Below are 11,287 nucleotides of genomic sequence, written 5' to 3' on the forward strand. Positions count from 1 at the left end.
TGCGTTCTCTGAGGTACTTTTGTGTGAAGGGCTGCTGCCATGCCGATATTTAACGGAACACCGAATAACGACACTCTCCAGGGTGGGAACGAGAACGATACAATCAACGCATTCAACGGCCAGGATCTGGTGTCGGGCGAAGGCGGTGATGACAGTATCCTTGGTGGTGGCGGCAACGACACCCTGTTTGGTGATGTCGGCGAAGGCACTGCACCCGGCAATGACGCGACCCCACTGGTCATCAACATCAACAACCTTGTGACACCACAAGACAGCAACAACTCGGCGGGCGACTCTGCCGTGTACCGGAATGTTGCACAGCTCGAAGATGGCACGCAGGTCTCTGCGCGCATCGTTCTGGTGTCGAAATCCGATCCGAACCTGACGGTTGACCTGTCGGGTGGTGCGGGCTTTGAAATTCTGATGAACGGCAACGGAACCGGTGACACGGCTGACTTCCGTATGGAGTTCTTTATCCCTGACTCGCCCAATGCGACGACAGGCACCCCCATTGCGTTGAATTCGACCGCGACCATCAACGACCTCGACCGCAACAGCCCCGGCGATCAGGAAGCGGTGACCATCAACACCAGCAGCTTTACGGCGTTTGGTGTGAGCGATGACACGTCACTGGCGGTCTCTACTGGTGCCGGCACGATCACCGCAGCAGGTACAGAGCAAAACAGCCCCTCCGATCAGGATGCGTGGTTCTCTGCCTCGTTCGAAAACCGCGAGTTCCTTGAGTTTACCCTCGAGGCGCGGAACACCAACTCGGGCTTTTCGTTCTCGGGCGACCTGATCGACGATGCCGTTGTCACACCGATCGAAGCGGGTGACGACACCATCGAAGGCGGCAGCGGCCAGGACGAGATCTTTGGCCAGGGCGGCGACGACAGCCTGTTGGGCGACGGTGGCGATGACACCATCGAAGGCGGCGAAGGCAATGACACGCTTGAGGGCGGTCAGGGTCAGGATTTGCTCGAAGGCGGCGCGGGCGAGGATTTCCTCACCGGTGGTCAGGGCGACGACACGTTGCTGGGCGGCGACGGTGCCGACCTGATCGAAGTGGGTCCCGACAATGACCGTGCCGAAGGGGGCCAGGCCTCTGACCGGTTCATCTTTGACGGGCTCGGCAACCACACGATCATCGGCGGCGAAGATGCCGATGGCAGCGACATCGATATCCTCGATCTGACCGGTGTGCGCGCCAACGTGATCCAGAGCGGGCCGGAATCCGGCACCGTTGAATTGCTCGACGACAATGGCAACGTGGCCCGCCGCGTGACCTATTCGGAAATCGAGCAGATCATCATCTGTTTCACCCCCGGCACACGTATCGCGACCCAAAAAGGCGAAGTGGCGGTCGAAAAGCTGGAGGCCGGTGACAAGGTCTTTACCCGTGACAATGGCGCACAGACCCTGCGTTGGGTCGGGCGTCGTGACCTGACGCCGCAGGAAATGCTGGCACATCCCGAGTTCCAGCCGGTGCTCATCCGCAAGGGCGCTCTGGGCAATGGTCTGCCCGAGCGTGACATGCTGGTGTCGCCGCAGCACCGGATGCTGGTCAATTCCGATCTGGCCGAGGTGATGTTCCACGAACGCGAAGTGCTGATTGCCGCCAAGCACCTGACTGGCCTTGACGGTGTGGATCAGGTTCAGACCGGCGCGGTGAGCTATTTGCACCTGATGTTCGACCAACACGAAGTTGTTCTGGCCGATGGTGCATGGTCCGAGAGCTTCCAGCCTGGCGATCACTCGCTCAAGGGCATTGGCATCGACCAGCGCAACGAGGTTCTGACCCTGTTCCCCGAGCTGGAGACTTTGGCGGGTCTGGAAACCTACGGTGCTGCGCGTTTGTCGCTGAAACGGCACGAAGCAGAGATCATCGTGGACCGCCTCAAGTAAGGCGATCCGCGCGCGCCGCATGCCATGCGGCCCAGTCTTCGGGCGTGTCCAGATCATGGCGCGCCCGATTGTCGTCAAAGCACACGTGATGCACACGCGTACCCGCCGCGCGCACAACGGATTTGCCGCCATCATCCCCGTCCAGCTTTGCAATGTCCGGAAACAGGCTCGCGGCAAAGATCATCGGGTGACCACCGCGCCCATCCGGCGTGGCACCGCGCCAGATCAATGCGTCCGGATGCGTTTGCACGGCCTGTTTGACGGCATGCAGGTCCGGCACGGTCAAATCGGGCAAATCCGCCAGCAACAGCATCGCATAGGGCGTGCCTGGCGAGAGCGTCGCAAAGACACGACGCAAGCTGACGCCCATCCCTTCCGCTGCATCCGGGACAGGCACCACATCCACCGGCAATCCGGCCACAACGTCATAGCGGGGGTGCGGCGCGGGCGGCAGCGCCACGCGCACATCATCTGACACCGCCAGTGCAATGGCGCACTGCCGCTGCAACAGCGGAACACCGTCCACATCCTGCAAGAGCTTATCCGCGCCGCGCATCCGGCGGGATTGGCCGGCGGCCAGGATCAAGATGGGCAACATGGTTGTCTGCCTCCCCCAAGGTCTCTGCCACTTGACCACGCTACCGCGTTCGCACCCACGACAAAAGACGCGCGTGCCCCTGCTTTCCTTTCGCCCCAAATACCTCGGGGAGTTTGAGGGGCAGCGCCCCTCATCCCAATACATCCATCACCCGCGCATACGCGCGCCATCGGCGTCAAAGAGCGGCGTGTCCAAGCGGCGCGCCGGGCGCATCTGGCCCAGAATTTCGATTTCGACATGGCTGGTCGTCTTTGCCATTCCGCTTGGCAGAAAACCCAGAGCCACCGATGTTTCGCTGTGATGGGCATAGCCGCCGGACGTGCAAAACCCAACCACGGCGCCATCAACCCAGATCGGCTCGTAGCCCTGTACATCCGCGTCTTCGGCATCGACCACAAATGCACACAAATGGCGCGCAGGACCGCTGGCACGCTCGGCTTCGGCGGCGGCACGACCCACAAAGGCCTGGGGTTTCTTCCAATCAATGAACCGATCCAGCCCGGTTTCCGCCGCCGTGTAGTCGGGCGAATATTCCGACAGCCAGGAGCCAAAGAACTTTTCCAGCCGCAGTGACATCATGGCGCGCATCCCGAACAGGGTCATGCCGTGGGCCTGTCCGGCCTGCCAAAGGGTTTGCCACAACTGCCGTTGCGCCATTGGATCGCAATAGACCTCAAAACCCAGATCACCGGTATAGCTGACCCGCTGAACGATACATTCGGTCATGCCAACGGTGATTGTCCTGACGTCCAGAAAGGCCATGTCCGACACATCCGCGCGGGTGCAGGCCTGCAAAACGTCGCGTGCGCGTGGACCGGCCAGCTGAAATCCGTTCCGCTTATCGCTTATGTTTTTGATGGTTACGCCGTCTTCTTCATGTTGATCAAAGTGGCGCATATGCACGGCCTGCGCACCGTAGCTCGCTGTCATCTGAAACTCAGTTTCGCTCAGGCATGACAGGGTAAAGTCGCCGATCAAACGCCCTTGCGTGTTGAGCATCGGCGTCAATGAGATGCGCCCTGGCTTGGGCACGCGCCCGGCCATGATGCGGTCGATCCATGCGCGGGCGCGGGGGCCGGTGATGCTGTATTTGCCAAAGTTGTGCACTTCGTTGATGCCCACGCCGGTGCGCACGGCCCGGACCTCGCGCGCGGTGGCGGCAAAGGCGTCGGAGCGGCGGAAGGACGGGGTTTCGAATGTTGGCTCGTCGCCTTGCGCAAAATAGTTGGCGACCTCCAGCCCGTATTGCTGGCCCCAGACAGCGCCCATTCCCGAAAATATGTCGTACATCGGTGTTGTCCGGTTGGGCCGGGCGGCGGGCAGTTCCTCGTTCGGGTAAGAGACGGAGAACCGTTTCTGGTAGTTCTCGATCACTTTGGGGCGGGTGTAGCCGGGGCTGATCCAGTCCCCAAAACGCGCGACGTCCATCGCAGTCACATCGCGTTCGCATGCGCCTTGGGTCATCCATTGCGCCAGCATAAGACCCACGCCACCGCCCTGAGAGAACCCGGCCATGACACCGCAGGCGGACCAGTAGTTGCGCAATCCCGGCACCGGCCCCACCAGCGGGTTGCCATCGGGGGCAAAGGTAAACGGGCCGTGGATCACCGATTTGATGCCTGCGGTTTCCAGAACAGGAAAGCGTTTGTAGGCAAAGGCGATGCTGTCTTCGATCTTGTCGAAGTCGTCGGGCAGGAGTTCGTGACCAAAGCTCCACGGTGTGCCGTCGACGGCCCAAGGTCGGCAGGGCTGTTCGTAAAAGCCGATGCAGAGGCCGCGGCCTTCCTGCCTGAGATAGCTTTCGCCCGCGGGGTCCATGACGTGGGGGTGTTCGGCGTCGCGGGTGTAGATGTCTGCGATCTCATCCGTGACGATATACTGGTGTTCCATCGGGTGCAGCGGCAGGTAGACGCCCGCCATCGTCCCCAACTCGCGCGCCCAGAGGCCGCCGGCGTTGACCACGTGTTCGGCGTGGATCGTGCCGTTGTCCGTCACCACGTCCCAGGTGCCGTCGGCCCGCTGGTTGGTTTCGTGGACCATGGTGTGGGTGTGGATCGTGGCCCCGCCCATGCGCGCGGCCTTGGCGTAGGCATGCGTCGTGCCGGAGGGGTCGAGGTGACCGTCGAGCGGGTCGTAGAGTGCGCCGAGGATGCCGTCAGTGTTGGTGATGGGCGCGATTTTCGCAATCTCTTCGGGGCCAACGATCTCGGTCTCCAGCCCCATGAAACGGTGTTTGGCCCGTTCGGCCAGCAGCATGTCGAAGCGGTCCTGATTGTCGGCCAGCGTCACGCCGCCGACATGGTGCAGGCCGCAGGACATGCCGGTGATCTCTTCGAGTTCCTTGTAGAGCTTGATCGTATAGCCCTGAAGGGCCGCCATGTTGGTGTCGCCGTTCAGCGTATGGAACCCGCCCGCCGCGTGCCACGTTGAGCCGGAGGTCAGTTCGGACCGTTCAAGCAGCATCACGTCGGACCAGCCCAGCTTGGTCAGGTGGTAAAGGACAGAGACGCCCACAACGCCGCCTCCGATAACTGCGACACGTGTTGTCGTTTGCATGATCAGGTCCCGATAAATGATGTCTTGTCCTGTTCTAGTGTGCGACAGGACTGGACGGACGGGTCAGGCGCGACACCTTGTGTCGCGAATGGCAATTGCAGGCGGGATCAGGATCGTGGGTGAGGCAAGGCATATGATTGTAGACCGGTTCGCTCGATCGGCGGTGCAGGCCGCGCGGTACATGTTGCGCAAGCTGTGGGTGCGGGTGGTGCTGATGGGGCTGCTGTCATTCGCGGCCCTTGCGGTGACACAACTGGTCGAGCCGTTGGTGCCTGCGGATATGGCGCAACGTGTGCCGGGGGCTGCGGCCGACCGATTGTTGAACATCATCGCCAACGCGATGCTGGCGGTGACGACGTTTTCGCTGACGGTGATGGTCAGTGTGTATCGGTCCAGCGCATCGCAGTGGACGCCGCGTGTGCATCAGCTGATCATGGAAGACGCGGTCACGCAAAACACGCTGGCTGCGTTCATCGGGGCCTATGTCTATGCCCTTGTGGCGATTGTGCTGCGCGAGATCGGAATTTATGTCGATGACCGGGCGCTGGTGCTGTTCTGGCTGACGGTGCTTGTGCTGGCCTTTGTCGTGTGGTCGTTGATCCGCTGGGTGCTGCATCTTCAGACGCTGGGCAGTCTGGTGGACACCACACGCCAGGTCGAGGAAATGACCCGTGCGCAATTCGAGGAACGGCTTGCGACCCCGTGTCTGGGTGCCTGCGTCTGGGACGGTGAGGTGCCGGAGGGTGCGACCTGTTTGCGCGCGGATCAAAGTGGGTATGTCCGCCATATCTATCCCGATGCCTTGCAGGAAGTCGCAGAACAACACGGCGTATCCCTGTACCTGCACCGCAACGTGGGCAGTTTCGTGTTTTTGAACGCGCCTTTGGTGTGGGTCACGGGCACGGCGCCCGACGCCGAGGCATTGGCCGCTGCGGTGCAGCCCTTGATCGTGCTGGGCGATGTGCGGACCTATGATCAGGATCCACGCTTTGGTCTGTTGGTCATGTCCGAGATCGGTTCCAAAGCTCTGTCGCCGGGGGTCAATGACCCTGGCACGGCCATTGACGTGCTGAACCGGTCGACCCGAATTCTGTCGCTCTATCAGGATGAGGCTGGGGGCGGGCAGTCACCGCAGTTCGATTGCCTGCATGTGCAGCCCCTCGATGCGGCGGATCTGATCATGGATGCGTTTTCCGGGATTGCGCGCGACGGGGCCGGGGATGTGACGGTGCAGCAGCGATTGCAACGGTGCCTCGGCGCGTTGATGGCGCACCCCGATGCCGAACTGAGTGCGGCAGCGGAAGCGATGGCGCAGGATTGCCTCGACCGGGCGATGGAGGCGCTGACCTGGCCGTCAGACCGCGCGCAGTTGCGTGCAACTGTTGAGGGCCGGTCGACCGCGTAATTTGGCGCCTTGCCCCTGAGCGACGCAATGTGTCGCGAAAGGGCAATCCTTGCCGCGAGGCTGGGCGCAGGTTGGGTCGGAGAAAAGCAAGGCAAGGCACATCTCTCATGCGCACCCACGCACAGGCCGTCGTGATTGGCGGCGGCGTTATCGGCTGTTCGATCCTGTACCATCTGACCAAATTGGGCTGGACCGACGTTGTCCTTTTGGAACGGGACGAACTGACCTCTGGTTCAACCTGGCATGCGGCGGCCAACATTCACGGTCTGCATGACAGCACCAACATCAGCCGCATCCAGCACTATACCATGGGCCTCTACAAGGAGTTGGAGCAAGAGACTGGGCAGGGGTGCGGCGTGTTCCAACCCGGATCGCTCTATCTGGCGCAGACAGAGGCGCGGGTGCATCAACTGCGGTTGCAGGCGGCCAAGGCGAAGCTCTATGGCATGAAGTTTCACGAGGTGGACCGGGCCGAGGCCGAACGGTTGCATCCGCTGGTGGACTATGACGGCATCCGTTGCATCATGTGGGAGCCTGAAGGCGGCAATGTCGATCCAAGTGGTGTGACCAACGCCTATGCGACGGGCGCACGGCAAAACGGGGCCGAGATCATCCGGTTCTGTCCTGTCACTGGCACCGAGCAACAACCTGATGGCACGTGGATCGTTCGTACCGAAAAGGGCGATATCTCAACGCCGTGGGTGGTGAACGCCGCGGGCCTGTGGGGGCGCGAGGTGGCGGCATTGGCGGGGATCGAGCTGCCGCTGCAACCGACCGAGCACCAGTATTTCGTGACCGAGACCATTGACGAGATTGCGGGCATGGATCGCCGTCTGCCGTCGGTGGCGGACCGCGATGGTGAATATTACCTGCGCCAGGAGGGGCAGGGCCTGTTGGTGGGGGCCTACGAGAAGGACTACCGACTATGGGCGGAGAACGGCACGCCGCAGGGGTTCGGGCATGAGTTGTTCGCTGACGATCTGGAGCGGATCGAGGACAACATGATGCGGGCCATCGACCGTGTGCCCGTGGTGGGCACGGCGGGGATCAAGCGGGTGATCAACGGGCCGATGATCTGGTCACCGGATGCCAATGTGCTGTTCGGGCCGGTGCCGGAACTGACGGGCTATTTCTGTTGCAACGGGATCATTCCGGGGTTTTCGCAATCGGGTGGCATGGGGCTGCTGGCGGCGCAGTGGATGGTCGAGGGCGAGATGCAATACGACATGTTCCCCTGGGATATGGCGCGGTTTGGCACATGGGCCGGCAAGGCGTTCACCAAGGCGCGTGTGGGCGATCAATACGCCAACCGTTTCAAGATCCACTTCCCGAACGAGGAACGCGCGGCGGGGCGGCCGGTGCGCGTGCGCCCGGCCTACGACATGCAGCGGCAGATGGGCGCGGTCATGGGGCTGAACTACGGGTGGGAACATCCCCTGTGGTTCGCGGATACGTCCGGTGCCAAGGACACGGACGGGTTCACCCGTCAGAACTGGTGGGCGCCGGTCGGTGCGGAATGCAGGATGCTGCGCGATCGGGGCGGGATCATCGATATCTCGAACTTTGCCAAATACCGCTGCACCGGGCCGGGGGCCGAGGCGTGGCTGAACGCAGTGTTTGCCAACCGCATGCCGCGGGAGGTGGGGCGGTCGTGCCTGACGCCGCTGATTGGCAAGCGGGGCGGCATCGCTGGCGATTTCACCGTGACGCGATTGGCGGCGGACACGTTTTGGATCATCGGGTCGGGCATGGCAGAACGCTATCACCAGCGGTTCTTCCGGCAGGTGCCATTGCCGGAAGGCACTGAATTCCAAAGCCAGACCGAGGCGATGTGCGGTTTCAACGTCGCTGGCCCCGACAGCCGCGCGATGTTGCAGCGCCTGACCAATACGTCGCTGTCAAACGAGGACTGGCCGTTCATGCGGTCCGCCCACATTGAATTGGCGGGCATTGAGGTTCTGGCCCTGCGGGTGTCGTTTACCGGCGATCTGGGCTGGGAACTGCACTGTGCGGAAGCGGATCAGGCGCGCCTTTACACGGCGTTGATCGACGCGGGGCGCGTGATGGGCATCGGTCCTGTGGGCAGTCGCGCCTTGATGAGCCTGCGGATCGAAAAGGGTTATGGGTCGTGGGGGCGGGAATACAGCCCCGAATACTGGCCGCAAGAGGTAGGTCTGGAGCGGTTGGTGAAACTGGACAAGCCGTTTTTGAACAAAAACGCGGTGGCGGAGGTCATGGCGCAACCGGCACGCGAATCGCTGGTACTGTTGCACCTGGATGCGGCCGATACTGATGCGTCCGGCGCTGATGCCACCGGGGGTGAGCCGATTTTCCTGAACGGGCAGGGCATCGGTCGCGTGACATCGGGGGCGTATGGCTATTCGGTCGGAATGAGCCTCGCGCTGGGATATGTTACTGGCGCGCAGGCGGGTGACCGGGTTGACGTGATGGTGCTGGGACAGCCGCACAAGGCAACTATCCTTGACGCTCCGCCGTTTGATGCGTCGGGAGAACGGTTGCGGGGATAGCGGCTATCGGGGTGCGGCGCGGTTTGACATACTGATTGAGGCAGGCCTGTATACTGACACCCAACACGTCGTCCAACCGCACCCCTGACAGGCCGTCGAGAGCCGTTTACTCTATTTAGCGTCACGTGATAAACAGCGTTCATGTTGAGCCGTCTTCAATCGCGCGAAGTGCGCGTTTATGTCTCGAATGGCAGCGTGTCGCATTTCACGTTACGTGAAATGCACCAGCTTTATCGCACGTGGCAGCTTTGGCTGTTGGTGATTGTCGGCTTTTTCATCATGGCGACGGGTCATCCGGTCACCTTGCCGCAATTCGACAGCTTTGAATTGCGTTTGGCGTTCTGGGTGGTTGGCCTTGGCTTTTACCTCGCCGCATCCGAATTCCACTCGTTCCTGATCTATAGCGTATGGCAACCGATCTTTAAGCGGCCCATTCCGCTGCTGTTGTTGTCTGCGCCGCTGGTTCTGTATTCGACCTATCTGGCCGGGGCCGTATTGACGCTAATTTCTGGCACCGAACGCCCACCGTTCGGGATCATGACCTGGCAAATGAACGTGCGGAACATCATTGTGGCGCACATCTTTGAGACGGTTGCCCTGTTGTGGCTGTTGCCCGCACAGCGCGCGCGCGCCTGTTCGGAGGCCGATGCGCGCAAGGTGATGTTGGGTGGCCGGCGGTTCAACCTGTGTGACATCCAGAGGATCAAGGCAGCAGAGCACTACCTTGAGGTGCATGGCACCGCCGGTGTTGAAACCGTGCGAGAGCGTATGTTGACCTTTCTTGAGCAGGTCGAGCCGGGTGACGGTATTCAGACGCACCGGTCCCATTGGGTTGCCGCCACCTCGGCGCGCGACATGAAGGGCGGGCACCTGCAACTGTCGGACGGGGAGAAAGTCCCCGTCGCGCGGGGCCGTCAGAACGATGTGCGTGATTGGCTGCGGGGCCAGAACGAACCGGCCTGAGCGCTATTCCAGCGCCTTGATCCGCAGGGCGGTGATCCGGTTGCCTTCGCGGTCCTGGACCTCGAACCGGAAGCCGTGAAAGCTGAACACCTGGCCAGAGGTGGGGATCATCTGTGCCTCGTGGATCACAAGGCCCGCGACCGTGTTCGCCTCGTCATCAGGCAAGTTCCAGTCGGTCGCACGGTTCAGGTCGCGGATCGTCATGGCGCCGTCGACCAGATAGTGCCCATCCTCGCCACGGTTGACCTGATGGTCGCCGTCGGGGTCAAATTCATCCGTAATCTCGCCCACGATCTCCTCGAGGATATCCTCGAGCGTGATCAACCCCTGAAGCGAACCATATTCGTCCACGACCAGCGCAAAATGGGTGCGCATGCGCAGGAACTGGCGCATTTGATCGTCCAGAGTGGTGGTTTCCGGCACGAAATAGGGCGGCATGGCCACCTCGCCAATGTCAAAGGTCTTGAGCGCGGCGGCGTCGCCCTCTGGCCCGCCAATGACCTTGTACATCGCGCGCAACAGGTCCTTGGCGTGGATGACCCCAGTGATGTTTTCCTGTTCGCCGCGGTAGACGGGCAGGCGGGTGTGGTTCGATTTGAGACACTGTTCAAGGATTGCCTGCGGTTCGTCATCCGCGTTGATCATCTCGATGCCGGAGCGGTGCAACATGATCTCTTCGACCGTGCGGTCGCCTAGGTCCAGCGCGCCCAGGATGCGGTCGCGGTCCTCTTTTTCGACCACGCCTTCGGAATGGCCCAGTTGCAGCGCACCGGCGATTTCCTCGCGCACGGCCATGATGTGGCTGTCGGGGTCAATCTGCACGCCAAACAGGCGCAAGACACCGCGCACCAGCAGCCGGACGGCGGCCACGATGGGCGAAAACACAGTGACCACCAGCGATATGGGGCGGGACACCAGCGAGGCGGCGGTTTCGGAATTGGTGATGGCGTAGGTTTTGGGCAGCACTTCGGCAAAGACGAGCACGAGGATCGTCATCACCAGCGTGGCCAGTGCCACGCCGCTTTCGCCAAACGCACGGGTAAAGATGGCGGTGGCGAGCGATGTGGCCAGAATGTTGACCAGGTTGTTGCCCAGCAGGACCGACCCGATCAGACGTTCGTTGTCTTCGGTGATTTTGAGCGCACGTTCCGCGCCGCGCGATCCCTTGTCGGCTTGCGCACGCAGCTTGCCCCGCGAGGCGGCTGTCAGCGCCGTTTCCGAGCCGGAGAAAAAGCCCGACATCACAAGCAACATCAAGATCACCCCGCTGGTCATCCAGAACGCGGCGTCAAGGGTCGAGGTGGGATCGTCCATTCGTGATTTATCCTTTGC

7 protein-coding genes are annotated in these 11,287 nt (G+C 61.7%); 4 read left to right on the plus strand and 3 right to left on the minus strand.

The genetic code is table 11. The features are described 5' to 3' along the window. Positions 1–39: 39 nt before the first annotated feature. Complete coding sequence (locus Q0936_RS17590) at positions 40–1,905, plus strand: Hint domain-containing protein (protein WP_299145702.1); 1,866 nt, start codon at positions 40–42, stop codon at positions 1,903–1,905. On the opposite strand, the gene Q0936_RS17595 is transcribed toward Q0936_RS17590, so the two are convergent. Both Q0936_RS17595 and Q0936_RS17600 read right to left on the minus strand, forming a co-directional pair. Continuing rightward, on the minus strand, positions 1,898–2,503 hold the full coding sequence (locus tag Q0936_RS17595) for a nucleotidyltransferase family protein (protein WP_299145704.1): 606 nt from the start codon (positions 2,501–2,503) through the stop codon (positions 1,898–1,900). The two genes, Q0936_RS17590 and Q0936_RS17595, sit on opposite strands and share 8 nt — an antisense overlap. 147 nt (positions 2,504–2,650) lie before the next feature. Further along, positions 2,651–5,059, minus strand: coding sequence for an FAD-dependent oxidoreductase (locus Q0936_RS17600; protein WP_299294667.1), 2,409 nt, complete (start codon positions 5,057–5,059; stop codon positions 2,651–2,653). Positions 5,060–5,192: 133 nt separating this feature from the next. Between Q0936_RS17600 and Q0936_RS17605 the strand changes: the two genes are divergently transcribed. From Q0936_RS17605 to Q0936_RS17615, 3 genes are all read left to right on the plus strand, one after another. Further along, on the plus strand, positions 5,193–6,464 hold the full coding sequence (locus tag Q0936_RS17605) for a DUF2254 domain-containing protein (protein ID WP_299378309.1): 1,272 nt from the start codon (positions 5,193–5,195) through the stop codon (positions 6,462–6,464). 107 nt (positions 6,465–6,571) lie between these two features. Continuing rightward, the gene (locus Q0936_RS17610; protein WP_299294671.1) at positions 6,572–8,992 is read left to right on the plus strand and encodes an FAD-dependent oxidoreductase; all 2,421 of its coding nucleotides are present in this window, start codon (positions 6,572–6,574) and stop codon (positions 8,990–8,992) included. Between the two features lie 141 nt (positions 8,993–9,133). After that, the gene (locus Q0936_RS17615) at positions 9,134–9,955 is read left to right on the plus strand and encodes a LytTR family DNA-binding domain-containing protein (protein WP_299294673.1); all 822 of its coding nucleotides are present in this window, start codon (positions 9,134–9,136) and stop codon (positions 9,953–9,955) included. 3 nt (positions 9,956–9,958) lie between these two features. Here Q0936_RS17615 and Q0936_RS17620 read toward each other — a convergent pair whose 3' ends face one another. After that, complete coding sequence (locus Q0936_RS17620; RefSeq protein ID WP_299294675.1) at positions 9,959–11,269, minus strand: HlyC/CorC family transporter; 1,311 nt, start codon at positions 11,267–11,269, stop codon at positions 9,959–9,961. Positions 11,270–11,287: the final 18 nt, after the last annotated feature.

The sequence above is a fragment of the uncultured Tateyamaria sp. genome, assembly GCF_947488715.1.
Classification (GTDB): Bacteria; Pseudomonadota; Alphaproteobacteria; order Rhodobacterales; family Rhodobacteraceae; genus Tateyamaria.

Bases quoted from the DNA above. Each gene is read 5' to 3' on its own strand.
- Q0936_RS17600 (WP_299294667.1), bottom strand. From the start codon at position 5,059: ATGCAAACGACAACACGTGTCGCAGTTATCGGAGGCGGCGTTGTGGGC.
- Q0936_RS17590 (WP_299145702.1), top strand. From the start codon at position 40: ATGCCGATATTTAACGGAACACCGAATAACGACACTCTCCAGGGTGGG.
- Q0936_RS17620 (WP_299294675.1), bottom strand. From the start codon at position 11,269: ATGGACGATCCCACCTCGACCCTTGACGCCGCGTTCTGGATGACCAGC.
- Q0936_RS17595 (WP_299145704.1), bottom strand. From the start codon at position 2,503: ATGTTGCCCATCTTGATCCTGGCCGCCGGCCAATCCCGCCGGATGCGC.
- Q0936_RS17610 (WP_299294671.1), top strand. From the start codon at position 6,572: ATGCGCACCCACGCACAGGCCGTCGTGATTGGCGGCGGCGTTATCGGC.
- Q0936_RS17615 (WP_299294673.1), top strand. From the start codon at position 9,134: ATGTTGAGCCGTCTTCAATCGCGCGAAGTGCGCGTTTATGTCTCGAAT.
- Q0936_RS17605 (WP_299378309.1), top strand. From the start codon at position 5,193: ATGATTGTAGACCGGTTCGCTCGATCGGCGGTGCAGGCCGCGCGGTAC.